The sequence below is a fragment of the Parasphingomonas frigoris genome (assembly GCF_036663815.1).
Taxonomy (GTDB): Bacteria; Pseudomonadota; Alphaproteobacteria; order Sphingomonadales; family Sphingomonadaceae; genus Sphingomonas.
The window spans coordinates 887722-912648 of the sequence record NZ_JAXOJQ010000001.1; the positions used below are offsets into that span (position 1 = coordinate 887722).

General features: G+C 66.0%; 24 protein-coding genes. 12 read left to right on the top strand and 12 right to left on the bottom strand.

Annotated elements, in window-relative coordinates; all coding sequences use genetic code 11:
* Positions 1–553: 553 nt before the first annotated feature.
* The gene (locus U1872_RS04185) at positions 554–3355 is read left to right on the top strand and encodes a DUF3857 domain-containing protein (RefSeq protein WP_332791595.1); all 2802 of its coding nucleotides are present in this window, start codon (positions 554–556) and stop codon (positions 3353–3355) included.
* A 33-nt stretch (positions 3356–3388) separates the two neighbouring features.
* Positions 3389–4444, top strand: a complete 1056-nt coding sequence (locus tag U1872_RS04190) for a hypothetical protein (RefSeq protein WP_332791596.1) — start codon at positions 3389–3391, stop codon at positions 4442–4444.
* Between the two features lie 237 nt (positions 4445–4681).
* Here U1872_RS04190 and U1872_RS04195 read toward each other — a convergent pair whose 3' ends face one another.
* From U1872_RS04195 to U1872_RS04205, 3 genes are all read right to left on the bottom strand, one after another.
* Positions 4682–5365 carry a DUF1223 domain-containing protein gene (locus tag U1872_RS04195; protein ID WP_332791597.1) on the bottom strand — a complete coding sequence of 228 codons (684 nt, stop codon included), beginning with the start codon at positions 5363–5365 and terminating at the stop codon, positions 4682–4684.
* Between the two features lie 206 nt (positions 5366–5571).
* Positions 5572–6213, bottom strand: coding sequence for an NrsF family protein (locus U1872_RS04200; RefSeq protein WP_332791598.1), 642 nt, complete (start codon positions 6211–6213; stop codon positions 5572–5574).
* The gene (locus U1872_RS04205) at positions 6213–6749 is read right to left on the bottom strand and encodes a sigma-70 family RNA polymerase sigma factor (RefSeq protein WP_332791599.1); all 537 of its coding nucleotides are present in this window, start codon (positions 6747–6749) and stop codon (positions 6213–6215) included. The genes U1872_RS04200 and U1872_RS04205 overlap by 1 nt, the downstream gene beginning before the upstream one ends.
* 553 nt (positions 6750–7302) lie before the next feature.
* Between U1872_RS04205 and U1872_RS04210 the strand changes: the two genes are divergently transcribed.
* The 5 genes from U1872_RS04210 (at position 7303) to U1872_RS04230 (ending at position 12522) form a co-directional block, all read left to right on the top strand.
* Positions 7303–8067: a class I SAM-dependent methyltransferase gene (locus U1872_RS04210; protein ID WP_332791600.1), complete on the top strand. Its 765-nt coding sequence runs from the start codon at positions 7303–7305 to the stop codon at positions 8065–8067.
* A 45-nt stretch (positions 8068–8112) separates the two neighbouring features.
* The gene (locus U1872_RS04215; protein WP_332791601.1) at positions 8113–8385 is read left to right on the top strand and encodes a DUF1275 family protein; all 273 of its coding nucleotides are present in this window, start codon (positions 8113–8115) and stop codon (positions 8383–8385) included.
* Between the two features lie 184 nt (positions 8386–8569).
* Positions 8570–9619, top strand: a complete 1050-nt coding sequence (locus tag U1872_RS04220) for an HWE histidine kinase domain-containing protein (RefSeq protein ID WP_332791602.1) — start codon at positions 8570–8572, stop codon at positions 9617–9619.
* Positions 9616–10002 carry a response regulator gene (locus tag U1872_RS04225; protein ID WP_332791603.1) on the top strand — a complete coding sequence of 129 codons (387 nt, stop codon included), beginning with the start codon at positions 9616–9618 and terminating at the stop codon, positions 10000–10002. Before U1872_RS04220 ends, U1872_RS04225 begins: the two co-directional genes overlap by 4 nt.
* 21 nt (positions 10003–10023) lie before the next feature.
* On the top strand, positions 10024–12522 hold the full coding sequence (locus U1872_RS04230) for a GAF domain-containing protein (RefSeq protein ID WP_332791604.1): 2499 nt from the start codon (positions 10024–10026) through the stop codon (positions 12520–12522).
* A gap of 91 nt (positions 12523–12613) precedes the next feature.
* Here U1872_RS04230 and U1872_RS04235 read toward each other — a convergent pair whose 3' ends face one another.
* From U1872_RS04235 to mdcA, 7 genes are read right to left on the bottom strand one after another with little or no spacing between them, the layout of a single operon-like run.
* On the bottom strand, positions 12614–13495 hold the full coding sequence (locus U1872_RS04235; RefSeq protein WP_332791605.1) for an ACP S-malonyltransferase: 882 nt from the start codon (positions 13493–13495) through the stop codon (positions 12614–12616).
* A gap of 44 nt (positions 13496–13539) precedes the next feature.
* Positions 13540–14370, bottom strand: coding sequence for a triphosphoribosyl-dephospho-CoA synthase MdcB (mdcB, locus tag U1872_RS04240; RefSeq protein WP_332791606.1), 831 nt, complete (start codon positions 14368–14370; stop codon positions 13540–13542).
* The gene (mdcG, locus tag U1872_RS04245; protein WP_332791607.1) at positions 14367–14993 is read right to left on the bottom strand and encodes a malonate decarboxylase holo-[acyl-carrier-protein] synthase; all 627 of its coding nucleotides are present in this window, start codon (positions 14991–14993) and stop codon (positions 14367–14369) included. The genes mdcB and mdcG overlap by 4 nt, the downstream gene beginning before the upstream one ends.
* Entirely contained in the window at positions 14993–15706 is a 714-nt protein-coding gene (locus tag U1872_RS04250; protein WP_332791608.1) for a biotin-independent malonate decarboxylase subunit gamma, read from the bottom strand. Before U1872_RS04250 ends, mdcG begins: the two co-directional genes overlap by 1 nt.
* Entirely contained in the window at positions 15693–16595 is a 903-nt protein-coding gene (locus U1872_RS04255; protein WP_332791609.1) for a biotin-independent malonate decarboxylase subunit beta, read from the bottom strand. Before U1872_RS04255 ends, U1872_RS04250 begins: the two co-directional genes overlap by 14 nt.
* Positions 16592–16909, bottom strand: coding sequence for a malonate decarboxylase acyl carrier protein (gene mdcC, locus U1872_RS04260; RefSeq protein ID WP_332791610.1), 318 nt, complete (start codon positions 16907–16909; stop codon positions 16592–16594). Before mdcC ends, U1872_RS04255 begins: the two co-directional genes overlap by 4 nt.
* 12 nt (positions 16910–16921) lie before the next feature.
* A complete protein-coding gene (gene mdcA, locus U1872_RS04265) occupies positions 16922–18568 on the bottom strand; it encodes a malonate decarboxylase subunit alpha (protein ID WP_332791611.1) in 1647 nt (548 codons plus the stop codon).
* A 167-nt stretch (positions 18569–18735) separates the two neighbouring features.
* Here mdcA and madL point away from each other — a divergent pair, with 167 nt between their 5' ends.
* The 5 genes from madL (at position 18736) to U1872_RS04290 (ending at position 22379) form a co-directional block, all read left to right on the top strand.
* A complete protein-coding gene (gene madL, locus U1872_RS04270; RefSeq protein WP_332791612.1) occupies positions 18736–19179 on the top strand; it encodes a malonate transporter subunit MadL in 444 nt (147 codons plus the stop codon).
* A 10-nt stretch (positions 19180–19189) separates the two neighbouring features.
* Positions 19190–19954, top strand: coding sequence for a malonate transporter subunit MadM (madM, locus tag U1872_RS04275; RefSeq protein ID WP_332791613.1), 765 nt, complete (start codon positions 19190–19192; stop codon positions 19952–19954).
* Between the two features lie 2 nt (positions 19955–19956).
* Positions 19957–20649, top strand: coding sequence for a GntR family transcriptional regulator (locus U1872_RS04280; RefSeq protein WP_332791614.1), 693 nt, complete (start codon positions 19957–19959; stop codon positions 20647–20649).
* A 276-nt stretch (positions 20650–20925) separates the two neighbouring features.
* Entirely contained in the window at positions 20926–21351 is a 426-nt protein-coding gene (locus U1872_RS04285) for a fasciclin domain-containing protein (protein ID WP_332791615.1), read from the top strand.
* A 92-nt stretch (positions 21352–21443) separates the two neighbouring features.
* On the top strand, positions 21444–22379 hold the full coding sequence (locus tag U1872_RS04290) for an NAD(P)/FAD-dependent oxidoreductase (protein ID WP_332791826.1): 936 nt from the start codon (positions 21444–21446) through the stop codon (positions 22377–22379).
* On the opposite strand, the gene crtI is transcribed toward U1872_RS04290, so the two are convergent.
* Positions 22376–23995 (bottom strand): phytoene desaturase family protein, encoded by a 1620-nt coding sequence (gene crtI, locus U1872_RS04295; protein ID WP_332791616.1) that lies wholly within the window; start codon positions 23993–23995, stop codon positions 22376–22378. The two genes, U1872_RS04290 and crtI, sit on opposite strands and share 4 nt — an antisense overlap.
* Positions 23992–24870 (bottom strand): Brp/Blh family beta-carotene 15,15'-dioxygenase, encoded by an 879-nt coding sequence (locus U1872_RS04300; protein WP_332791617.1) that lies wholly within the window; start codon positions 24868–24870, stop codon positions 23992–23994. Before U1872_RS04300 ends, crtI begins: the two co-directional genes overlap by 4 nt.
* Between the last annotated feature and the right edge of the window lie 57 nt (positions 24871–24927).

The following is a 24927-nucleotide window of genomic DNA, read 5'->3' on the forward strand; positions in this document are numbered from 1 at the left end:
CGCCAGTGTTTCGTGTTCACCTACCCGATCCTCGGCGCCACCCTTCTGCGGCGCGTCGATGACAAATCGGGGAGCACTCGACCTGACGGCAGCAGGCAAAATCGGGGAAGGATACACCTGGTCCACTGTGTCCGGATCGACCGAGCGGGCGACGCCTCCGAGCGTAAAGCTTGGCGGCGAAAGCGGAAATTCGAGATCGGCATAGGCCGCCATTTTTTGCGTCCGCACATTGGCCTCAGCCCGCAAAACGCCAGCACGCCGACACGGATGATATCCGCCAGTGCGGGCATCCGGTCCTCGCGCCAGATTGGGTGTTCCGACACTACCGCGCGCAGCGGCTCGATAACAAATGTCATTTTTTTCATGTGCTTATAAATTAGAAGCCAGTATTGGAGGCTGTGCGGTGGCTTGAGGCAGACCCACGGTTTTCGAAGACCAGACGCCCGATCGTAGATCGAGATGCTCGAGCTTTGCGGACCGCACGACAGGGCCATATCAACCGGCGTTTCGACAGGGATATGGCGCGGTAAGCGCGCGTCATCGGGGAGCAGTTATGAAGCGTTGGATCGTGGTGGGCGCGCTGATCGGCATCGTGGGTCGGGCGCAGGCGTCCGAAACGCCATCGTACCAACCTGCCCCGGCATGGGTGAAGCCTGCGCCGACGCCGACCATCGCCGCCTCGGGGGAGGACGCACCCGTGCTGCTGATCGCGGATAACCAGCAGCGGTTCGCCGATGGCACGGTGTGGGACTATCGGGAAATCGCAAGCCGCGCGATTTCCGCCCAGGCGCTGGCGCAGATCGGCACGGTGAAGCTGACGTGGCTGCCTGACCATGGCGATCTCGTCGTCCACCGCGTCGACATCCTGCGGAATGGCGCGCGGATCGATGTACTCAAGGGGGGCAGCCGCTTCACCGTGCTGCGCCGCGAGCAGCAACTCGAGCAGATGCAGATCAACGGCCTGCTCACCGCTACCATGGCCGTCGAAGGCCTGCAGATCGGCGACGTGCTCGACGTCGCCTATTCGGTCACGACCCGCGATCCGTCGCTGCGCGGCAATGTACAGACGGTGGCGCCGGTGATCAGCCAGCCGGTCAAGGTCGGCTTCGCCCGCACGCGCTTGCTCTGGCCCGCTGGCGCGCCGGTCCATTGGAAGGCGTATCCGGTCGGGGCTGATCCTACCGTGAGCACTGCGGGCGGCTGGACCGAGCTGGTCTTCGCACTGCCGTTGCCCAAGCAGCCCGAGCTGCCGCGCGATGTGCCGGCGCGCTACATCCACCCGCCGATCGTCGAGGCCAGCAGCTTCACGGATTGGGCCGCGGTATCGCGCGTCATGGCGCCGCTCTACGCCACCGGCGGACTGGTCGCCCCCGGCAGCGCGCTGGCCGGTGAAATCGCCGCCATCGCCTCCGCCGATGCCGATCCAATGCGTCGCGCGACGCTCGCGCTCGCGTTGGTGCAGGGCAAGGTGCGCTACCTGTTCCGCGGCATGGACAACGGCAACTATGTCCCGCAATCGCCGGCACGGACCTGGGAGCTGCGCTATGGCGACTGCAAGGCGAAGACGCTGCTGCTCCTCGCCGTGCTGCGCGGGCTCGGCATCGAAGCGGAACCGGTGCTGGCGAACCTCGGCGCGGGCGGCCTGATCGCCGAGCGGCTGCCCTCGGCCGGTGCGTTCAATCATGTGCTGGTGCGCGCGACGATCGCCGGTCGCACGCTATGGCTCGACGGAACCGGGCGCGGCACGACGAGCGAAGACATCGCCGATGTGCCGGCTCTCCACTGGGTCCTGCCGGTGCGCGCCGGAGGGTCGGATCTCTTGCCCGTGCCCGCCGTCGCACATGCGCGTGCCGACCAGACGGCCACGCTCGACCTCGATGCGAGCGCCGGCATCGACCTGCCCGCGCCCTTCACGACGACCATCACCTTTCACGGCGGGCTCGCCGACGCACTCCGCACCGCGGTCGCGCAAGCTGCCAAGGAGAACCGCGACAAATTGCTCGACGGAATGGCCGGCAAGGTGCCCGGGGTCCGGATCGTAGCCACCCACCGGTTTACTTTCGATCAGGCGACAGGATCCGCGACGGTGACGCTCGAGGGCGTCGCGGTGCCGCAATGGCGCCGCGAGGATCGTCTTTACCGATTGAATCTCGTCGATGGGGTCGGGAACGTCGAATTCGCCCCTGATCGCTCGCGCCCTGCCTGGCGTGATCTGCCGGCTTCCACGGGCGAGCCCAACACGCAGCTCAGCACCTTCCGGCTCCGCTTGCCCGACGGCGGCAAGCCGTTCACGCTCGAAGGGGACCAGGCGGTCGATCTCGACATTGCCGGACGTCAAATCCACGGACAGGCCACGCTGGCGGGTGGCACGGTGCTCGTCGAGCGGAGAGTCGCCTCGTCGGGCGCGGAGATTGCGGCCAAGGACATTCCGGCCACGCGCGCGCGGCTCGCGGTGGCGCAAAACCGAGCGCTGCGGGTCAGCACAGCGCAAGACTATCCCGCGCCATGGGCGGCGGTGGAAGCATCCAGGCGCGGGCACCGGTTCGACCGGGCCGAGGCGCTGTACGCCACCTATGTCGCCGACCGGCCCGACGAGGCCGGCCGCTATGTCGCGCGCGCGGCGTTCTTCGCCTCGATCTTCGAGCGATCAAAAGCGCTGGCGGATCTCGACAAGGCGATCGGCATCGAGGCATCGGGCCCTTCGTATCGCATGCGCGCCTTCGTGCGCGAGCAGCTCGGGCAGGACACGGAGGCCGTCTCCGACCTTCGGGCGGCGCTCGAACTCGACCCCGGATCGCATCCGATCGTCGCGCAACTGGCGCGACTGCTGTCCCAACACGGTGGCAAGGATCAAGCGCTTCAGCTGGTGCAGGAGCATATCGACCAGGGCGGCGTGGAGAAGCCCGACTTCCTGGAAACCAAGGCCGAGATCCTCGCGAACAGCGGCGACAAGGCTGGCGCGATCGCACTGATGGATGCGGCAATCGCGATCAAGCCCGCCAGCGCGCCGTTCTTCAATCAGCGATGCTGGATCAAAGGAACGCTCAACACCGCGCTCGACACCGGATTGGCAGACTGTACGCGGTCAATCGAGCTCAGCGGTGCCGATACCGGGACGGCGCTCGACAGCCGCGCGATGATCTACTTCCGCCTGTCGCGCTTCGACGCGGCGCTGGCCGATCTCGACGCCGCGCTTGCCCTGCGTCCGGCGGCGGCCGCGAGTCTGTTCATGCGCAGCGTGGTGCGGGCCCGATTGGGCAATCGCGCGGGCGCCGCCAGCGATCTTGCGGCCGCCCGTCTGCTGGCCCCGCGTATCGACGAAACCTATGCCAGGTACGGGATCAAGCCTGCCTGATCCCGCCGTGCTGATAGCCCCGAGGAGAGCCGTATGGTTCGACACAAAACCGCAATCCTTTTGAGCTGCCTCGCCGTCGGTCCCCCTCTTGCAGCGCCGCCTGCCGCCGCCCAGACCCCAACGGCCTCCGCTGAGGTTCCCATCCGCGAGGTCGATCTATCCGACGGAACGCGGCGCTACGTGGTCGCGATCGAGGTGGATGCGCATCCCATCGACGCTGGTCTCGATACCGGCTCGGTTGGCCTGCGCGTGCTGCCCGGCGTTGTCGATCCTGCCGCGACGAAGGAAGTGGGACCGGTCCAACGATATGGTTACGGCGTTGGCACGACCCTCGAGGGTCCCGTGGTTCGCACAGAGGTTTCGGTCGGCGGCCTGCGCGCAGCCGGCCGCTGGCAAGCGATACGTGCGATCGGATGTAGTGCTGCCCGTCCCGATTGCCCTGCTGCGCACGTCGATCGGCGCAGGTTCGGGATCCAGGGCAATGGCCTCCCCGGCGAGGGGTTTCGCGCCATACTCGGTGTCGGCTTGGGACGCGCCGACGTGCCCAATCCCTTCCAGGAGATTGGCGCGCACCGCTGGATTATCGAACTTCCCAGACCGGGGGAGCCGTCGAGCGGGCGCTTGATCCTCAATCCGAGCGACGAACAGAGTGTCGGGTTCGCGCCGCTCGCGTTGGCGGACACGCACCGAACACGAGTAAATGATGCCGTGCGAGCCTGTTTGCAGCACGATGGCGGAAAGCCCATTTGCGCGCCGACGCTGATCGACAGCGGGGCGCCAGGGCTCGAACTCGTCAATCACAGCGCCGACCGCGGCTGGACCGAGGGCACGGCCGCGCAGCTGACCTTTGGGGACACTGCCGATACGGAGTCGATGGGAGTCCGCTTCACCGTCGGTCGCCGGACGCAAGCATCCCGGTTCTCTGCCGTAACCGATCCGCGGGTGGATGGGGTGCGGATCCGATCGGGCCTGCTGACCTATTTCGCCTATGACATTCTCTATGATGCCGATCACGGCACACTCGCGATCAAGGCGCGTCCGGCATATCGGGATGGTGTCATCGCGGTCGATAGCGGGCACGCACATTGACCCAACCCCGGCTGTTCTCGCGGCCGTCGAGCGAACCTCAGGAGAATGCTGTGCGAAGCGGATTCTCGTCGATGCTGCCGCCTCGGCTCAATGACAACTTCCGACAGAAGCCGGCGTTCGCAATCAGGGCGTTCAACGGCGTTGCCGGCTCGGGGCGCTCGACGCCTTAGCTGCCTCGTACACCTTGAGAGCCGTTGGCAGAATGGCTCAGCCAGGCCCCGCACACATCGCCCTAGCTCAACCCCGCCGCGCCGCGACGATCGGACCGCCGCGGCCCGCCTGGAGCAGCAGTGCGACGTTCGTCCCCGCGACGGTGGGCGGCAGCCGGAAGCGCGCGGCGGTGCCGGTCCATGTTCCAAGCGGGATCAGCTCGCGAACGATGTTGCGGTGGGGCAACGTCCGCCCGCCATTCTCGCCCGCGCGGATCGCAACCTGGATCGTCCGCGGATCGTAGCGGACGAGCCATAGTGTGGCAGGCGCCGCGACCTTGCCCGCCGGAATCGTGACGTTTGCCCCATCGATCAGGATCGCCGGACCGCTTGGCGCCGCGTGTGCGCGGGCGATCACCGCATCGACTTCGGCGGCGCGGCTGCCCACGATCGCAGTCCGGCCGCCGACGATCATCTGCGGGGTCGAGACGTTGGAGCGCCCGCCACTGCGCGCATACTCCCACTGCCGTGCGGTGAAGGCTGGCTTGGCGAACGTGTCTTTCCAGCCGAGCTGATCCCAATAGGTCACCGCGAAGTTGAGCGCGATCACGTCCGGGCGCGCGGCCAGTGCGTTGAGCACGACGTCGGCCGCTGGGCATGACGAACAACCCTGGCTTTGGAACAGTTCGACCACCACCGGCGGTTGTTGAGGCGCTGCTGCGAGTGTCGGCGACGCGAGCACGAGTCCGCAGAGCGGCAGTATCATACGCATGGCATATCCTTTGTCGTGACGTGAGCAATCAATCCGTCGGCGAACCATCGGCGGAGCGTCGCGCCGGCCTGCGCGCTACCACGTCCATCGCTTCGTGCGTGTAGGGTGCGAGTGCGCACGGAACAGTCTCCGAAAGGTCGTGGCCGGAAGCGGCTCTCAATCCATTCGGGCGGGCTCTGCGCGCGGTTACATCGCGCCCGAATACATTACCAGCGCAGCAAGCGCGGCCCCGTCAGCGCACCGATCGCCGTGGCGACGAGCATGCCGAGCGAATACCAGATCAGGACGAACAACGCCGAGACCTCGGGACAATGCAGACCGTACAGCGTCGCCGCCCAGCCACCCGCTGCAAGCCCCGCGACGGCGCCGGTCAAGCGCAGCCGCGTCGGCGCAAGCTGGCGGAAGGCGACGATCAGTCCGGCAAACACTGGCGCCGAAAGGATCGTTATGTTGCGCGTGCAGACGTGCCAGCTCTGCCCCTGCCACAGCGCTGTCCAGTCGCCGCCCGGGGTGGTGGCGAGTTCGATCATCGCCAGCATCGCGAGAAGTCCCACTAGCGGCGCCAACCATGCCAGCCAGCGCGGTCGCGTCGCCTCGGGATGCGCGAGATGCAAAATTGCCAGCACGGCGATCGCGCCGATCGCGATCGTGTATCCCGCCTTCATCCAGAAAGCGAAGCCGTGTATCGCACCGCCCAGATCGGGCCTCAGCCCGAGCCAGCCCGCCACCAGCGCCATCGTGATGATTGCCCCACCGGCAATGCCCAACCCGACCCGGCGCGCCGCGGCGCCCCGCGGTACCGCACGAAGATTGCCCGAAAGCGATGCAATGAGGTCCTCGGTGCGCATCAGTTGCTGCCCTTGAGGCGCTTGGCTAGCGCCAGCAAGCCGCGATGTACCGAAACCTTCACGTCAGACTCGCCAATCGCGCCGCGCTCGGCCGCTTCGGTGACACTCAAGCCCTCGAGCTTCGTCTGGCGGATGATCCGCGCCTGCTTGGGCGAGAGTTCGCGGAGCAGACGATCGACATCCATCCGCGCTGAGATCACCGCCTCGAACCCTTCGCTGACGAGAATGTCCTCGAGCCCCTCGAGCGGCACGGTAGCGCGCGTCCGGCGGAAATGGTCGATCATCTTGTAGCGCGCGATCGCATAGGCCCAGGCCGTGAAGACACGGTCCCGGTCATAGCTCGCGCGGCGGGTGTGGAGCGCTATCATCGTATCTTGCACCAGATCCTCGACGTCGGCGTCGGCACCGCGAAGGCGCCGCGAGAAAAACGAGCGCAACATCGGTACGAGCGCTTCGAGCAAGGCGGCATAGGCCCGGGAATCTCCATCGAGCCCCCCGATCATCCATGTCCTGAGCTGATCTTCGCTCGCCCTCACGTGCACTCCCGAACAGGCATTCGTGGCGATCGCGCGATTGGTTACACCGAGCAGTGCCGGCGTCCCAAAGACAGAAGATCGGAACGCTGCTGTAACCGTGTCGCGATCGTCGGCGAACCTTAATTCGTGACCCGCCCTCATCGGCTCCCAGGGTCACCGTGCGGCGGCCGCCCCTCGGACCGCCGCACGTCGGGGCCGATATTCGCCGATATTCGAAGGACCACGCGATGACCAAGAGCACCGCCACGCTCGCCGCCGCGCTCGCGCTTAGCATCCCTTCCGTGATATGTCCGTTTGAGATTGGCAGGATTGACCCATAGGCGGTCAGTCCGAGCGCATTTCTCGCTCCCCAACCTCGGCCACTCGTTTATCCGCGGCGGCGGCCGATTGCCCTGGTCAGGCGCAGCTGATGGACTGGCAGGGGCCGCGAAAAGCTCTGCGCGGCCTGAAGGTCATCGGATAGCAGGCTTCTGTTCCGTTCCGCGTCCTGTTAGCACTGCACCTTCTTCGCGAAAGGCACTTCATGCGTCCTACCCCTGCCCTGCTCGCCCTGATGCTCGTCGCCGGCTCCGGTGCTGCCGCTCAGCCTGCATCGACGCCAGCCCTGACAGCAGCAGTCAAGGCGTCGACGCGCTCGCCTGCCAACATCGCGCGCGATCGCTATCGCCACCCCGTCGAAACGCTGGGCTTCTTCCGCGTCAAGCCGACGGACACGGTGGTCGAGATCTGGCCGAGCGGTGGCTGGTACACCGAGATCCTCGGTCCCTATCTGGCCGCGCGCGGGACGCTCTATGCGGCCGGGCCGAACGACAAGGGGCTCGCTGCCGTCAAGGCCAAGCAGTCTGCCTCGCCGGCTGCTTACCGCTCCCTGAAGTTCGCCACCTTCCCAGCCGGGCCGGGCACGACCCCGGTGCCCGCCGGCAGCGCCGACGTCGTCCTGACCTTTCGCAACGTCCATAACTGGCGCTTCGGCGCGACCGACCAGACACAGGCGGCTTTCGACCAGATGTTCGCGATGCTCAAACCCGGCGGCACGCTGGGCGTTGTCGAACATCATTTGCCCGAGGCGTCCGGCGCGATCGAGGAAGCCCGCAGCGGTTACATGAAACGGTCGTCGGTCATCGCCTATGCCACCAAAGCCGGCTTCAGGCTTGCCGGCGAGAGCGCGATCAACGCCAATTCGCGGGACACGCACAACTACCCCAAGGGGGTGTGGACACTGCCCCCGGGCTTCGCGGAGGGGGATAAAGATCGGGCGCGTTACGCTGCCATCGGCGAGAGCGACAGGATGACCCTGAAGTTCATCAAGCCAAAGTGACCACCTGGCCCAAGAGATAAGTCGCTACGATCGAGGCACCGTAAGGTGGATCGCAACGCGACCATCCGCCGGTTGAAGGTCACCGTTCTCCCGACCACCCTCCTCACGCGCCCGCCGATGGGCCTTGGTGCGGATTCGCGTTCAGCGGGCGGCGTCACCGCCAATTGGCAGCGACGGATCGGTGCAACCGTAGCGGTCTTCACCGGTGTCGCGACCGGCGCCGATCTTCTGTCGCCTCTTGGGCTGGCCGCTCCGCTCGGTCCAGCCGGTCGCTTGGTGCTTCTGGCGACGCTCGCCCACGCTTGGCGCTTTCCGTGACGCGTGACCCCGCCGCACTTTCTCAATCCGACGGGGTGTCCCGGCCTACAGTGTCAAAAGCGCCCGGACAGGACGCCACGAGCAGCCTAAGGAGGCTGACGACTATGATACTGCTTAATTACCAGAAACTAAATCTAGGTTTACTGGAAATTGACGAGTAGGGTCGCCAATCAGGGGAAACAAAATGACCGATGTATTGGCCGAGTCCGAAGCCCAAAAAGATGGCGAAGAAGCGGTCGACGTATTTCGGCAGAATCTTGGCCCGTTCGTCGTTGCCGCCGAAAAGACTCGTATGCCGATGGTTTTTACAGACGAAGAGCCGGGCCATCCCATCATCTTCGCAAATGACGCCTTTCTATTGCTCACGGGCTACGCCCGCGAGGAGTTGCTCGGCAAGAGCTTTCAATCGCTGCTGGCCGCATGTGTCGATGCGGAAACCATGCCGATCATAGAATCGGCCTTTCGCGGTGAGTGCGAAGGTCAACCCGAAATTCACTACAAGCGCAAAGATGACAGTGAGTTCTGGGCCTCGCTGTTCATCAGCCCGGTGTGCAACGAAAGCGGAACCGTTGTGCAGCAATTCGTTTCGCTGGTCGACCTGACCAAACACCGACAAGATAACGCGCGGTGCAAAATGTTGATCGATGAACTTAATCATCGGGTGAAGAACACGCTGTCCACGGTACAATCAATTGTTACACAGGCACTCCGCAAGCCAGCCGACCCTGCCGCGATTGGCGAAGCGATCGAGTTGCGCGTCCTCGCATTGTCAAGGTCCCATGACCTGCTCACAAGTGCCAATTGGGAAGGTGCTGGCCTGCTTGATCTGGTCAACACGGCTCTCCATCCGTTCGAGGTCGTTGCCGGACACGCCGAGCGTTTCACGATCAGCGGCGAGAACGTCCATCTTTCGCCAAAGGCCACGCTCTCCCTGGCCATCGCCTTTCACGAGCTTGCCACCAACGCTGTCAAATATGGTGCCTTCTCGAACGACGCAGGGAAGGTCGATATTTCCTGGACTGTGACACCAGCGGCCAAAGGGAAACGACTTTTGCTTCGATGGCGGGAATGCGACGGACCGGAGGTGAGCCCGCCAGCCCATAGAGGGTTTGGGTCTTGGGTGATCGAGCGTGGATTAGCGCACGAGCTGGGTGGCGAAGTGACCCTCGACTATCTGCGCCACGGCGTGGCGTGTACAATCGACATCCCCATGCCAGCGGCTGTGGACGAATGACGGACCTCCTCACCGGTCGACGCATCCTGGCGGTGGAGGACGAGATGCTCGTCCTCATGAACATAGAGACCGCGCTCAAGGATTTCGGCTGCTCGACAATCTGCTCCGCCAGCAGCGTCGTCGAGGCGCTCGCACTCCTCGCGAGACAAAGCTTTGACGCGGCGATCCTCGACGTCAATTTGGGCGGGGAGAAAAGCTATCAGGTCGCTGATGCGCTGGTCCGGCTTGGCGTGCCTTTCGTCTTCTCGACCGGTTACAGCGATCATGGCGTTCGTATCGATCTTGAAGACCGTCCCGTGCTTCGAAAGCCCTACACCCGAGCGGCGCTGTACGCTGCGTTCGCGCGGTTGATCCCCGACGCACCATTGCCGGCGGCGGCATAAGTCTCGAGAAAAGTGTATCCAATGACCTTACCCGCGGCGTTGATCATGGTTTCTTCCTGGCTGGCTGGGACTGATGTGTCGGGCCAGTCAGGGGAACGCGATCTCCTGCGCCAGCAGGAGATCCTTGCCGAGTTTGGTGAACTGGCGTTGCGATCAGAGAGCCTTGATCAGATCCTGACCGAGGCATGCAGGCTAGTCGGCGAGGCGCTCGAAACCGACCTTGCGAAAGTGATGGAGCTACAAGCAGGCGGCGAAACGCTCCTCGTGCGGGCCGGCGTCGGTTGGAAATCGGACGTGATTGGCCAGGTGATCGTCGAGGCTTCGCCAGGCTCATCGGAAGGGTTCGCGCTGAGCACCGGCCATCCGGCCATTTCCGATGACATCGCAACCGAAACGCGGTTCGAATACGCAGATTTCATCAAAAACAACGGCGTGAGGGCCATCGTCAGCGTCATCATTCTTGGCGCCGAGAACAAGCCACCGTTCGGCATTCTCCAAGTCGACAGCAAGGTGCCGCGGCATTTCAGCGAACGGGATACCCGTTTCCTGCGTGGCTACGCGAACTTGATCGCGGCCGCGGTCGACCGCCTGCGCGTGGCAGGTGAAACGCACGTGACACAGGCCACGCTCGTGTCCAGAGAGGCCGAACTGTATGCTTTGAATGAGACGCTTGAGGAGCGTGTCGCGCTCCGTACCGCCGCGCTGGCCGCTGAGCAGGCGTCGAGGCAAGAAGCGCAGGAGGAACTGAGACAGCTCAACCGCGACTTGGACATACGCGTCAACGAACGAACCGCGCGGTTACGGGAGAGTAACGAGCGCCTGCAACTGCTAGACCAGATAACGCAGGCAATCGGCCAGCGCCAGGATGTCGAGAGCATTCTTCAGGTGGTGGTGCTCACGCTCCAGGATCGGTTGCCCGCCGACTTCGTGTGCGTTTGCCGTTACGACCGAGTGAGAAAATTGCTCACCGTTTCTCATATCGGCTCCAAGAGTAATTTTTCCAGCAATCAGCTTGAAGTCGCCGAAGGTGCTTCCATTGCCGTCGATCATAGCGACCTGTCCCGCTGCGTAGCAGGCGAAGTGGTTTATCAGCCAGATATCTCGGATGTTGATTTCCCGTTCGCGACACTCCTTTCGCGAAAAGGGCTGCGATCCATGGTGTTGGCGCCGCTGATGAATGAAGGGACTGTGTTTGGGATTTTGGTGGTGGCGCGCCGTAAGAGTGACGACCTTCTCGGCGTCGATTGCGAGTTTTTACGGCAGGTCGGTGAACATGTCGGCTTGGCCGCCCATCAGTCCCAGCTCCATGACAGTCTTCAACAGGCTTATGATGACCTGAAACAATCGCAGCAAATGGTGGTCGAGCGGGAGCGGCTGCGGGCGATCGGACAAATGGCGAGTGGCATTGCGCACGACATCAACAATGCGATCTCACCCGTTTCGATCTACAATCACTTGCTGCTGGAAGATGAGGCCGAGCTTGCGCCGAAGGTGCGCGATCACCTTCAGCTGGTCGGACGAGTCATCAAGGACATTTCGGCGACCGTCGGTCGTCTTCGCGAATTCTACCGTCCGGAAGATGCTGCGGCCGAGCTGGAGTTGGTCGATTTAAACGCATTGGTGCCTCAGGTCGTCGAACTGACCAGGGCACGCTGGAGTGACATGCCCCAGCAGCGCGGCGCCGTGATCAAAGTCTCGACCGCGCTCGAAACTGATCTGCCCCCGATCATGGGGAATCCTTCGGAATTGCGTGAGGCGATGACGAACTTGATCTTCAACGCCGTTGACGCGCTACCCGAAGGCGGCACCATCACGATCCGAACCGAAGCGTTACGTCCTGCGGTTGGCGCGAAACCGATGGTGCGGCTCGAGATCGGCGACACTGGCGTTGGAATGGACGCAGAGACCCGCACGCGCTGCCTAGAGGCCTTCTTCACCACCAAGGGCGAACGCGGCACGGGACTGGGGCTCGCAATGGTCCAGCACGCAGCACAGCGCCATAAGGCGCGGCTCGATATCATCACGACGCCCGGCGCTGGCACGCGCATACAGCTCGACTTTTTTGCCGCAGCTGAAGGAAGTGCCGGCAAGGCGTCCGCTCCGCCGCGGGCAGAAACGAGACCGTTACGCCTCCTGCTGATTGACGACGATCCCGCCGTGCTCTCCGCGACAGCGACCATCCTCGGGCTTTATGGTCACGCCATTACCGTGGCCGATGGCGGCCAAGCGGGTATCGATGCGCTGCGCAGCGCTTTGAAAGCCGGTGAGTGCTTCGATGTGATCGTCACCGATCTCGGCATGCCCTATGTCGGGGGCAACCAGGTCGCGCTTGCCGCCAAGGAGATATTTCCCGATACGCCGGTCGTGCTGTTGACCGGATGGGGACAGCGCATGGCGACCGGTGACCAGAACCCCGCGCACGTCGATTACGTGCTGTCCAAGCCGGCGGACCTTGACGAGTTGCGGGAGGTTTTCGCCCAGCTCACGAATCCCAAGCTCGAAAGCGGTAAGCGCGCCTAACCGCTCCGAGCGTCGATCAGCCGCGCAGGCGATGCAAACTCCACGATCCCAGATATCTTGCCATTCTCCACGCGATCCGCGCTACGGCACTTCAGCGCTCGTGACGTTGGCTGAGCGCTATCCACGCCGCAATGCCGTCAAGACCCCGAAAGTCGTCTACGCTACGCACGTCGACCAGCGGATAGGCCACCCGCACCATATCGGCGAGCGCGGTTCCCGGACCGAGTTCGAGAACCCGGCGGACTCCGCGTTCGATCAGCGCCTCCAATGTCGCCGCCCAATCGATCGTCGTGTCGATCTGCGCCGCGAGGCCGGGCACGCCGCGGCCACCGCTGACGATCGACGCGTCGGCTGCGCCGATGACGGTTCGGCCCGGCTGGGGGCGCCCTGGCGTCGATACATCCAACGCCGCGCGGAACGGCGCGACCGCGCGCGACAGGCGCGGCGTGTGCGATGCGACGTGCACGGCGATCGGTCGCGCGGCCAGCGCACCGTGTTCCAGCGCCGCGTCGCAGCAGCGTGCGACATCGCCGCGCGCACCGCCGAAGACGAACAGCAAGCCCGGATTGACGATCGCGATGGCGCAATCGCATTGGTCCACCAGCGCCTCCACCTGACCGCGCGACAGGCCGCGCACGAAGCCAAGGCCGTCATCGCTGCCGCCCGCCGCATTCATGGCTTCGGCGCGAACGGCGGTGAGCAGCAACGTGCGTTGCGCCGGCCAGATTCCGGCCACGCCCCACGCGGTCATCTCGCCGACGCTGTACCCCGCGATCAGCATCGCTTCGATCGGCGGAAGGCACGCGGCGGCGGCCAGCCCGCGCGCGACGCACAGGATCTGGCTCGTCCGGTTGTCGTACAGCGCGGCGTCGTCGACGGTGCGCGGGAGGGTCCGGACGTCCCCTCCCAACAGCGCACTGGCCTCAGCAAGGATCGGGGCGGCGGCCGGCCGATCGACGAACAGGTCGAACATAGTGCGATCCTGGCGCCCCTGTCCGGAACACAGCAGCGCGAGCGTCATCGACGAGCCTCGACGAACAGCGCCATCGCCAGCAGGTCCGCGCAACCACCCGGGCTCAGCCGACGCTCGACGAATGCACGGTGAACCGCGATCGCCCGCGCGCGCCAGTCAGTGGTCTGAACACTTCCGGCATCCAAGAACGCGCGCGCCGCCGCCTGCGCAAACGCCAGTCCATCCGCGCCGCCACGATAGAGGAGATTGGTGTCGTCCACGCCGACGATCAGCGCCATCAAGGCATGGACGCGCTGGGCCTCCGGGACGTCGGTCAGATGACGCGCCGCCGCCAGTGCCGGCAACGCTGTGCTGTAGAGCGACGGGAAGCCAGCCGCCGCCTCGGCGCGCGCACCGCCGGTCGCATGACGGCGCGCGACGGTGCTGCCATGGCTGTGCAGCGGCACCGGTCCGCGCAGGATCGCCGTGCCCCAGCGATGCGCGACGATCCCGCCCAGCGTGCCGGCGACGCCATAGCGCGCGTGGAACCCGGCGGCCGCGCAGAGCAACCCCATCCCGAAGATCGCGCCGCGATGCGTATTCACGCCGCCGGTCGCCGCCATCATCGCGTGTTCGGCAGCGATTCCGATCGCGCGCAGGCGGTCCATGTCCGCGCCCGCCGCGCCCGCCTCCGCCAAGTCCGCAAGGAACGGTCGCAGCGCATCCGCGCTGTGGTTCATCATCGCGGCGTCCATATCGTCATGCGCACCGCTGTCGACCGGGCTGACGAGGCCAGGCTTTGGATAGGTCGCGATCTCGAGCTTGAGGCAGGCGGTGGCGACGTGGGCGATCTCCGCGCCTAATGCGACCGATGCCGGACGGACGAGCGCGATCATGCGAACACCGCCGCACGCGCGATGATCCGGTGGCCGTCCATCGCCTTGACCAGCAGTTCGGGTCCGCCCGCCCCCCACTCGCGCCACTGGATCGCGAGGCCGGCCGGCGTGACGAACTCACCATCCAGCCGCATCGGCGCTGCCGCGTCGATCTGCGCGATCGGTGCCAGCCGCGCGGCGGCCCTTGCATCGGCCACCTCCCACAGCAGGTCGAGATCCGATGTCGCAGAGAGATAGGAGAGACCCGTAAGATACGCCCACGCGAGGCTGCCGAAGCATCGCGTCGCGTGGTCGAGCGCGACGATTTCCGCGATTGCTGATTGCCACTCGGCCGGCGCGTGTGCGGCCGCATCGACCAGCAGGGGCGGCGGACCGTCGGACAAGATCGCCGCGGGCGGCACGGCGAACGCCAGGCGCTGTTTGCCGAGCGATGGCGGCAGCGGCAGGCCAAGCGGCACCAATCCTGCGCCGTCGTCGCATAGCGGACGGCGCGCGATCAGCGGACGCCCCGCCGCGATCCAATCGACGATCTCCGGGACCTTATCCCACACGAGATGCGCCGCGAGAATGTCCGGCCAGTGCGCTGCGTCGAGATAGACCAAGCGGTGGCGATCGAGGCGCATCAGCGATCCGCGATCGCGAGAACCTCGCCGGCGATCACCGCCGCCTTGGACCGCCCCTGCCGCGCCGCGCCCAGCGTGGCGCGGTCGTCGCCGGTGCGCGGGGTCGCCAGCAGCACCGTCAGCTGGTCGCTCAGGCTCCGCCCGGGGTCCCAGACCTCGGCGATACCGCCGACGCTGACGAGATTGTCGAGGCCCGGCGCGAAGACCGGCGTCGCCTTCGCCTTTTCCTCCAGTAATTCTATCGGCAGCTTCGTGACGCGCGCCATCGAGGGCAGGTCCATGACCTCGGGATTCGCGCCGGGCAGTGCGACGAGCGTGCCGCAGGCGAGCGCGGTCGCGATGAACGCGCCCGCCGCGCTGCCGCCGTACAATAGCCCGACCGTGCGGTGGCCCTGCGCCTCGGCGAGCAACAGCGACTTGGCGAGATGCGCAAGATATTCGCTGAGGCCGAGCAGTTCGTCGCGCCGGCTCATTCGCTGACTGGCGGTGTCGACGAGGAACAGGATCGGCGCCGCATCGTCGGTCGCCGCAATCTCGAGCACTGCGGCAGACAGCCGGATCGCCTGGTCGATACCGATCGGCGCGCCTCCGGTCGCGCCGATGACGTGCACAATACCGCCCTCCAGCGTACCACGCCCGAACAGCAGGTCGCCTTCCGCTGTGACAGCGTGGCCAGCGGGGAACAGCGAAGTGAGACTCTCAGCGGGCGTCATCGGCGCTCTCCCGATATATGGCGGCCAGCGCCTCGAAGCTGGCGGCGGACATGTCGGGGATCGCCTGCCAATCGTCGATGCCGAGCGCCTGCCAGATGTCGGTCGCATCAGGCGCCTCGCCGAACCGCGCGATCCGGCGTTCGAGCCGGGCCTGTTCGGCCATCAGCGTGTCCGCGTCGAGCCTTGCCGGACGCGCCAGCGCCGAAAGCGCAGCAGCGCGGAACGCCGCGGCATCGTCGTCGACGAACACGTCCGCGCCGCCGATCAGCGTGCGGTGCTTGCCCCCCATCGTCCGCCACACGAAACCACGGTCGCGCGAATCGAATTCCTCGACACCCTTGTTGGTCTCGATCACCTCGGGCCCGCTGACGCTGATCCGCCCCTGTTCCGACACGATCAGTGTCGAACAGCAGCCCGCGATCAGTCCGCCGCCGCCATAGCAGCCGGCGCGCCCGCCGATCAGCCCGACGACGCGCACCCCTGCCATACGCGCCTCCGCAACCGCGCGCATGATCTCGGCGATCGCGATCTCGCCGGCATTGGCCTCCTGCAACCGAACGCCGCCGGTATCGAACGCGATCACGACGTCGCGCTGCAACGCCTTGGCGGCGCGGAGCAGCCCGGTCAGCTTTGCGCCGTGCACCTCGCCGAACGCGCCGCCCATGAAGCGGCCCTCCTGCGCGGCGACCAGCACGGGCGTACCGTCGATCGTCGCTGCGCCGACCACGATGCCGTCGTCGAACTGCGCGGGCAGGTCGAAGATGCTCAGATGCGGGCTGATCTCGCGGCGTTCGGGGCCGATGAACTCGGCGAAGCTCGCAGCGTCGACCAGCGCGGCGATCCGCTCGCGCGCACTGGCTTCATACCAGCTTTGGCGGGCGTTGCTCATGCCTCGGGCTCCTCGATCATCCGCACGCCCTGCGCCAGACGCAGCGACACCGTGTCGGGCCGCGCGCCGCCATCGTTAATCGCGATCCGCAAGCCGCCCGCGGCACGCCGCGCGACGAAATCCGCGGTGACCGCATCCCACAGATCGCGAAAGCCGTGCGCCGCGGTGGTGACCTCGATGACGCACCGGTCGCTCACGTCGCTGCGTTCGAGCAAAACCTCGAGATTGCCCGAGGCGACGACGCCGACCAGCGCCATTGCGCGCGTGCCGATCGCCGGCGTCGGCGCGGCGATATCGAAATGGAGAATTTCCATGGGCTAGTCTCCTTACCAGTTCCGGAACCGGCTCGGCGGCCGGTACAGCCCGCCAGACGCGAGCATGAGATCCTTGATCGAGCGCGCCGCCAGCATGTTGCGGTTCGCGTCGAGCGGATCGATGCCGAGATCCTCGGGCCGCTGGATGATTTTCCGCGCGCGCAACCGCTCGACCATTGCCTTGTCGCGTCCGCGGCCGATCTCGGTGAACCCGGCGACCCCGCGGATCGCCTGTTCGCGCTCGTCCGCAGTGCGACACAGCAGCAGGTTGGCGATGCCTTCCTCGGTCACGATGTGCGTGGTGTCGTCGGCATAGACCATGATCGGCGCCAGATCGAGATCGAGCTTTTCGGCCAGTTCGAGCGCGCCGAGCTTCTCGACGAACAGCGGGGCATTACCCTCGCCGAAGGTCTCGCCGATCTGCACGACGAGCTTGCGTCCGCGCCGGAGCGGTGCGGGTGTGTCGGGGTCGGCTTCTGCGCCCGCCTGCAGCCACGGCGCGCTCGGGTGGCGCCGACCGCGCGCATCGGACCCCATGTTGGGCGCGCCGCCAAAGCCCGCAATGCGGTTTGCGGTGATCGTCGAGCTATGGCCCGCCAGGTCGATCTGCAGCGTCGAGCCGATGAACATGTCGCATGCGTACAGCCCGGCGGTCTGGCTGAAGGCGCGGTTCGAGCGCAGCGATCCATCGGGGCCGGTAAAGAAGATATCGGGCCGCGCGGCGAGATAATCCTCCATCCCGACCTCGGACCCGAAGCAGTGCACTTGCTCGACCCACCCCGCCTCGATCGCGGGGATCAGCGTCGGGTGCGGGTTGAGCGCCCAATGCGTGCAGATCTTGCCCTTGAGCCCGAGCTTTTCGCCATAGGTCGGCAGCAGCAGCTCGATTGCCGCGGTATTGAAGCCGATCCCGTGGTTGAGGCGGCGCACGCCGTAAGGTTCGTACAACCCCTTGATCGCCATCATCGCGGTCAGGATCTGCGTTTCGGTCATCGCGGCGGGGTCGCGCGTGAACAGCGGCTCGACATAGAAGGGCCGCCCCGCGTCGAGCACGAAATGGACCTGGTCGCCGGGGATATCGATGCGCGGGAGCGTATCGACGATCTCGCCGACCTGCGCGATCACGAGGCCGCTGCCGAAGCTCGTCGCCTCGACCACAGTCGGCGTGTCCTCGGTATTGGGGCCCGTATAGAGATTGCCGTGGCGATCGGCGCTGACCGCGGCGATCAGCGCGACCTGCGGCGTCAGGTCGACGAAATAGCGTGCGAACAGCTCGAGGTAGGTGTGGATCGCGCCGAGCTCGATCTTGCCGCCGAACAGCATCTTGGCGATCCGCGCCGATTGCGGCCCCGAATAGGAGAAGTCGAGCCGCTTCGCGATGCCGCTTTCGAAGATGTCGAGATGTTCGGGCAGCACGACGCCCGACTGCACCATGTGGAGATCATGGATCCGCGCCGGATCGACGGCAGCAAGGCCACGCGCGAGCACGTCGGCCTGTTTCTGGTTGTCGCCCTCGATGCAGACGCGGTCGCTCGGTCGCAGTATGGCCTCGAGGAAATCGACGAGACGCGCTGGGTCGATCGTCTTGCCCGTGGCGAAGGCGCTGCCGGCCGCGATCCGCTCCTCGCGCAGCGTCTTGCGCGTATTCCACTGCCGCATCGCAACGCCTCCTGATCCGCATTCTTTGGGCTTCTTGTATTCGCTATTGCCCTGAATGCAAGCGTGTGCATACTTAGCACATGAAACGGCGATAGACCGAATACATTGAGAGGATCCGCAATGGCCGCCCCGCTACCCTCTTCCCGCGCCGCAACGGATGGCGGCGCATGATCGCCGGCGTAGCCTTGCTCGCGATCTGCACGCTGATCGGCCAGCTGCTCGGCGAATGGTTCGGCGTACTACTGGGCGTAAAGGCCAATGTCGGAGGCGTCGGTATCGCGATGATCCTGCTCATCGTCGCGCGGATGTGGCTGAAGAGCCGTGGCCGGTATCAGGACGGCGTGTCGCGCGGCATCGGCTTCTGGGCCGCGCTCTATATCCCGATCGTCGTCGCGATGGCGGCGCAACAGGATGTCGTCGCCGCCGTCGAAGGCGGGCCGGTCGTCCTCATCGCCGGCGTCGGTGCGCTGCTCGTCTGCTTCAGCGCGGTCGCGCTGATCAGCCGGATGTCGGGCCCATCGGAAACGATGGACGAGATCGAGGCGCGCGAAGCCCGCGAGGCCGAGCTTGCCGCGGTCGCAGTCGCCCCCGCCCCCGCCCCGCAGCGCTGAGGACCACGCCATGGACATGATCACCAAGGTCCTCACCGCCAATGCGCTGGTCACCGCGTTTGCGGTCATCGGCATCGTCATGTGGCTGTCGAACCAGCTCTCGGCCAAACTCACGATGGGGCGCGTCCACGGGTCGGCGATCGCGATCCTGATCGGTCTCGCGCTCGCCTTCTGGGGCGGCTTGGCGACGGGCGGACACAAGGGGCTGGCGGATCTGCCGATGCTCGCCGGGATCGGCCTGATGGGCGGCGCGATGCTGCGCGACTTCGCGATCGTGGCGACGGCGTGCGAGGTGGACGTCGCGCAGGCGAAGAAAGCCGGCCTGATCGGTATCGTCGCGTTGCTGCTCGGCACGCTGTTGCCGTTCATCGTCGGCGCGGTCGTCGCAGCCGCGTTCGGCTATACCGACGCCGTTTCGATGACGACGATCGGCGCCGGTGCCGTGACCTATATCGTCGGCCCCGTGACGGGCGCGGCGATCGGGGCGTCGTCGCCGGTCATCGCGCTGTCGATCGCGACCGGCGTGTTCAAGGCGGTGATGGTGATGGTCGGCACGCCGCTCGTTGCGGGGCTGATCGGGCTCAACAACCCGCGCAGCGCGATGGTGTTCGGCGGCCTGATGGGCACCGTCAGCGGCGTGTCGGGCGGGCTTGCCGCGACCGATCGCCGGCTGGTGCCGTACGGCGCGCTGACCGCGACCTTCCATACCGGGCTCGGATGCCTGATCGCGCCGTCGCTGCTATACTTGATCGTCCGTGCAATCGTCGGGGGCTGAGCATGGCTGACACCGACCTCGACGATACCGGATTGCTTTCCGACCGGATCCGCAACGCGCTGACCGACGCGATTTCGTCGGGCGAGCTTGCCCCCGGCACGATGCTCGACGAGCAGCAGCTCGCCGCCCGCTACGGCGCGTCGCGCACCCCGGTGCGCGAAGCGCTGCGCCAGCTCGCGACGAGCGGGATGGTCGAAGTCCGCCCGCGCCGCGGGGTCATCGTCCGCCACGTCACGTCGGACGAGGTGATGGACATGTTCGAGACGATGGCCGAGCTGGAGGCGACGTGCGTGCGCCTCGCGACCTACCGCATCACCCCGCTCGAGCGCAGCCGGTTGCTGCGCATCCACGAAGCCAGCGAGGCCGCGGTCGAGAGCGGCGATGTCGATGCCTATGACGCGCTCAACCGCGAGTTTCACGAAGCGATCTACCGCGCCGCGCATAACGACTTCCTCGCCGAACAGACGATGGCGGTGCGCACCCGGCTCAACGCCTTCCGTCGCATGCAGTTGCGCCAGGCGCGTCGCCTCTCGGTTTCGCGCGACGAGCATGACGCGGTGATGCATGCGATCGCGCAAGGCGATGGCGACGAAGCCGCGCGCCGGATGCGCGCACACATGCTCAACGCCGCCAGCGCGCTCGACAGCTATATCGCGCAGCAGGACGCGGCACTTTGCAACCCCGTAAAGCCCTGAGGCTTGCACGACCATCGTAGCGCCCACGACCGACCAGGACTGCGCGGGCTGATCAAGGAAGACGGTGCCGGCGCAGGGTGCCACGGCCTGCGCGGCCAAGGCGATCATGGGCATCGGTGAACCAGGCGCAAGATGGCTCAAAGCCCGTATTGAGGACATGCTTGGGCGATGCGACGGCCCTCGCGTGGGAGAAGCAGCGCGTGCAGGATTCGCCCATTTCAGGTCATGCGACACCGTGTGTTGCGGCCTGGACCCTGCCCACCTCGAGGAACAGACATGACACATACGACCCATGACATCGTCGATACCGCCGTAGCCGCAGGTTCCTTCAAGACGCTGGTCGCGGCCGTCACGGCCGCCGGCCTGGTCGATACGCTGAAGGGCGACGGGCCGTTCACCGTGTTCGCGCCGTCGGACGACGCGTTCGCAGCGTTGCCCGCGGGCACCGTCGACAATTTGGTGAAGCCAGAGAATAAGGACAAGCTGACCGCAATCCTGCTGCTGCACGTGCTTCCGGGCAAGGTGATGGCAGCCGATGTCGCGGGCAAGGTGCTCGACCCCGCCACCGCCGGCGGCGCGACGGTGCATGTCGACGGCACCGACGGTGTCACCGTCGATGGTGCCAAGGTCTTGACCGCGGACATCGACTGCACGAACGGCGTCATCCACGTCATCGACACCGTGCTGCTGCCCAAGGGTTGATCTCGGAGCCCAGCGACCGGGGGAAGCAACGCCCCCGGTCGCTGGCAAGGTCGCCATCGAACCGAACTGGACTACGCATGATCACCCCCGCCATGAGGATCGGCATCGTCGGCGCAGGGATTGCAGGGCTTTCCTGCGCCGAGCTGCTCCAGGTCGCGGGCCACGCGGTCAGGGTATTCGACAAGGGCCGCGGGCCTGGCGGGCGGATGGCGACGCGGCGTGTCGCATCGCCCTCCGGCGACGTCGCGTTCGACCATGGCGCACAATATTTCACGGCGCGCGACCCGGGCTTCGCGGCGGCGGTGACGGGCTGGCAAGCGTCCGGGGTCGTGGCCCGCTGGCCAAGCGCAGGGGACGACGCCTGGGTTGGAACGCCGGGAATGAGCACGGTCGTAAAAGCGCTGTCGCAGCCGTTGGATATCCAGTGGAACACTCGCGTCGACGCGCTGCGCCGCTCCGACCGCGCATGGTTCCTCGATTCCGTCGCCGACGATCCATTCGACGCGCTGATCGTCGCGACCCCAGCCGAGCAGGCGGCGCCGTTGCTGGTGGCGCACGACCCGGCAATGGCCGCGATGGCGCAAGCGTCTCCGTCTGCGCCATGCTGGACGGCAATGGTCGCGTTCGACGAACGGATCGCCATTACCGAGGATATCCTGCGCGACACCGGCATCATCGGCTGGGCGGCGCGCAACAGCGCCAAACCCGGCCGAAGTGGTACCGAGGCGTGGGTCATCCAGGCAACGGCGGACTGGTCGCGCGAGCATCTCGAAGACGACGAGACCAGCGTGGTCGATGCGCTGCTCTCAGCCTTGGCGGCGCACGCGACGCGGGCGCTGCCCGCGCCCGTCGTGCGGATCGGCCATCGCTGGCGCTATGCGCGCGTGAAAGCCACGCAGCACGGCGTGCTGTGGAACGATGCCACGCGGATCGGCGCGGTCGGCGACTGGCTGCTCGCCCCGCGGATCGAAAGCGCATGGCTGTCCGGACGGATGCTGGCCGACCGGATCCTCTCGGCCGGTCGTTAGGCGGGCATCCCCGCGACGATCCGCGGATCGACGGCATAGTCGCGCGCGATTTCGCGGGCGGTCATCTTGGCCGACATCATCACTGACGGCGTCCCCCCGCCCGGCTGCGTCCCCTGCCCGACGAGGTACAGGTTGGTGATATCCTCGCTGCGGTTGTGCGGACGGAAGAAGGCGGTCTGCGTCAGTCGCGGCTCGACCCCGAAGCCGTTGCCGGCATAGGCGCCGAGCGTCTGCTCGAAATAGTCGGGGGTGACGAAGCTGCGATAGACCAGCCGCTCGCGCAGGCCCGGAATATAGCCGCGGTCATCGAGGAAATTGAGCACCTTCTCGGCAAACCCTTCGCCGACCGCATCCCAGTCGATGTCGCCCAGCGTGTTGGGCACCGGGATCAGCGTATAGGCGGCGTGATACCCTTCAGGGGCCAGGCTCGGGTCGGTCAGCGTCGGGACATGCAGATATTGCGAGAAGTCCTCGGCGAGGATCTTGCGTTCGAAGATGTCGGTCAGCAGTTCCTCGTAGCGCGGCCCGAGGATGATGTTGTGGTGCCGGACGTCGGGGTCGCCCTCGCGCTTCTCATAGCCGAAATAGATGACCATCAGCGACATGCTCTGCTTGCGGAACTTGACCACGGCATCGCGATTGATCCGGCGGTGCGCCGTGTCGATCAGCTTGAGATAGGTCGTCGCATAATCGGCGTTCGAGACGACGAGATCGGCTTTCAGCGTCTCGCCCGATTCGAGCGTCACGCCGGTCGCGACGCGCTGACGCCCGCGCTTCTCGACATCGATCCGCGCGACCTTTGCACCCAGCTGCACCGTGCCGCCCAGTTCCTCGAACTTGACGACCAGCGCCTTCACCAGCGCGCCGGTGCCGCCCATCGCGTAATGGACGCCCCAGGTCTTCTCGACGAAGTGGATCATCGCATAGATGGCGGGCACCTTGAGCGGATTGCCGCCGATCAGCAGCGGCTCGAAACTGAACACCTGCCGCATCTTGTCGCTCTTGAAATAGGTCTTGATGAGCGAGAAGAGCGGCTGGACGGCGCCGAGCTTGAGCAGGTCGGGCACCACCTTGAGCATCGACCCGAGGCTGCCGAAATAGGTATACCCCAGCTCGAGGAACCCGCGCTGGAAGATCGCGCGCGCCGCCTCGTGGAAGCGGTCGTAGCCGTCGAGGTCCTCGGGCGCGAGCCGCGCGATCTGCGCGCGCACGTTCACCGGGTCGGCGTCGTAATCGAAGAAGGTGCCGTCGTCGAAATAGATGCGGTAGAAGGGCAGCACCGGGACGATGTCGAGATAGCGGCTGGTATTGGGCCCGCCGCTGATGCCCGACACGATCCGCTGGCCATCGCCCAGCACGTCGTCGGGGAAATCGGGCGCGGTCAGCATCGCCACGTCGCGCTCGAGCGAGAACAGTTCCTCGATGAAATGCGGCACGGTCAGCACCGTCGGCCCCATGTCGAAGGTGAACCCCTCGGCGCGCCGGACGTAGGCGCGCCCGCCGACATCGTCGAGCTGCTCGACGATGCGGGTGTCGAAGCCGAGGCTCTGCAAGCGGATCGCGCAGGCGATGCCGCCGATGCCGGAGCCGATCACGATGGCGGTACGTCGGGTCATGGGATCAGGGTCTCTTCTTGAGTGAAAGCAACGGCAGGCAGCCGTCCTTCGAGCCAGTGCGAGAGCATCAAATGCGGCACCGCGACCGATGCCAACAGCTGAAAAGCTTCGGCCACGAGTATTGGCGCGACGCTCGACGGCGCCATCGATCGCACCGCCCACCAGCCGAGAATGGCGAGGCCCGACAGCAGCGCACCGGTGCCAAGCCACTGCCCGAGGGGCATGTCGCGCAACATCGCGCGGGTCTGCTTGAGGTGCCGCGGCGAATGCAGGAAAACAAAGAACAGCGCGAAGCCCGCCACCGGCGGCAAAACCAGCAACAGACCGAAGCACAGTGCCATAGCCAGCGCCCAGTGCCGGCTCCCATTGCGCCACGCAGCCGCAATCCCCACCGCGGTCACCAGCAACGCAACAGGTGCCGCCGCGACGATGATCTGCGCGATCACGGTCGCGCGCGGATCGCTCATCGCGACGAACAGCTCCGATACCTCAGCGGGGTGGCCGATCGCGGTGGCCGCGATCACCGCCGCTCCCGCTGCGAACCGCAGCAGCGGCTCCTCGAGCATCTGCCAATCCTCGCCGAAATGCACTGCGGCGACCGCCAAGAAAAGGATCAGTGCCACCAGCGGCACGGTCAACCATAGCAACGCCATCAGCAGCGCGATCGAAGCATAGCCACAGACCGCGAGTCCGACGCCCAATCCGCCAAGCGCGACCGAACGCCGCAACAGCGCGATGTCATACGCCCCGTGCGGCAGCCCGCCGCCGATGAACACGAGTGTCGCGGCCGCCACAGCCGCCGGCTGCCCGAGGGGCACCCCGAGCAGCGCCGCGACGATCAGCGCCGTCGCCGCGAGCCAATAGGCCGGATACACGACATCGCCGCGCCCCACAGGGACACGGCGACGCAGGGGCGCTGGGTGGTAGGTAAG

What these genes read in the sequence shown, in the direction of transcription:
- U1872_RS04185 (WP_332791595.1), top strand. Translation starts at nt 554, where the DNA reads ATGAAGCGTTGGATCGTGGTGGGCGCGCTGATCGGCATCGTGGGTCGG.
- U1872_RS04190 (WP_332791596.1), top strand. Translation starts at nt 3,389, where the DNA reads ATGGTTCGACACAAAACCGCAATCCTTTTGAGCTGCCTCGCCGTCGGT.
- U1872_RS04195 (WP_332791597.1), bottom strand. Translation starts at nt 5,365, where the DNA reads ATGCGTATGATACTGCCGCTCTGCGGACTCGTGCTCGCGTCGCCGACA.
- U1872_RS04200 (WP_332791598.1), bottom strand. Translation starts at nt 6,213, where the DNA reads ATGCGCACCGAGGACCTCATTGCATCGCTTTCGGGCAATCTTCGTGCG.
- U1872_RS04210 (WP_332791600.1), top strand. Translation starts at nt 7,303, where the DNA reads ATGCTCGTCGCCGGCTCCGGTGCTGCCGCTCAGCCTGCATCGACGCCA.
- U1872_RS04220 (WP_332791602.1), top strand. Translation starts at nt 8,570, where the DNA reads ATGACCGATGTATTGGCCGAGTCCGAAGCCCAAAAAGATGGCGAAGAA.
- U1872_RS04225 (WP_332791603.1), top strand. Translation starts at nt 9,616, where the DNA reads ATGACGGACCTCCTCACCGGTCGACGCATCCTGGCGGTGGAGGACGAG.
- U1872_RS04230 (WP_332791604.1), top strand. Translation starts at nt 10,024, where the DNA reads ATGACCTTACCCGCGGCGTTGATCATGGTTTCTTCCTGGCTGGCTGGG.
- U1872_RS04235 (WP_332791605.1), bottom strand. Translation starts at nt 13,495, where the DNA reads ATGTTCGACCTGTTCGTCGATCGGCCGGCCGCCGCCCCGATCCTTGCT.
- mdcB (WP_332791606.1), bottom strand. Translation starts at nt 14,370, where the DNA reads ATGATCGCGCTCGTCCGTCCGGCATCGGTCGCATTAGGCGCGGAGATC.
- mdcG (WP_332791607.1), bottom strand. Translation starts at nt 14,993, where the DNA reads ATGCGCCTCGATCGCCACCGCTTGGTCTATCTCGACGCAGCGCACTGG.
- U1872_RS04250 (WP_332791608.1), bottom strand. Translation starts at nt 15,706, where the DNA reads ATGACGCCCGCTGAGAGTCTCACTTCGCTGTTCCCCGCTGGCCACGCT.
- U1872_RS04255 (WP_332791609.1), bottom strand. Translation starts at nt 16,595, where the DNA reads ATGAGCAACGCCCGCCAAAGCTGGTATGAAGCCAGTGCGCGCGAGCGG.
- mdcC (WP_332791610.1), bottom strand. Translation starts at nt 16,909, where the DNA reads ATGGAAATTCTCCATTTCGATATCGCCGCGCCGACGCCGGCGATCGGC.
- mdcA (WP_332791611.1), bottom strand. Translation starts at nt 18,568, where the DNA reads ATGCGGCAGTGGAATACGCGCAAGACGCTGCGCGAGGAGCGGATCGCG.
- madL (WP_332791612.1), top strand. Translation starts at nt 18,736, where the DNA reads ATGATCGCCGGCGTAGCCTTGCTCGCGATCTGCACGCTGATCGGCCAG.
- madM (WP_332791613.1), top strand. Translation starts at nt 19,190, where the DNA reads ATGGACATGATCACCAAGGTCCTCACCGCCAATGCGCTGGTCACCGCG.
- U1872_RS04280 (WP_332791614.1), top strand. Translation starts at nt 19,957, where the DNA reads ATGGCTGACACCGACCTCGACGATACCGGATTGCTTTCCGACCGGATC.
- U1872_RS04285 (WP_332791615.1), top strand. Translation starts at nt 20,926, where the DNA reads ATGACACATACGACCCATGACATCGTCGATACCGCCGTAGCCGCAGGT.
- U1872_RS04290 (WP_332791826.1), top strand. Translation starts at nt 21,444, where the DNA reads ATGAGGATCGGCATCGTCGGCGCAGGGATTGCAGGGCTTTCCTGCGCC.
- crtI (WP_332791616.1), bottom strand. Translation starts at nt 23,995, where the DNA reads ATGACCCGACGTACCGCCATCGTGATCGGCTCCGGCATCGGCGGCATC.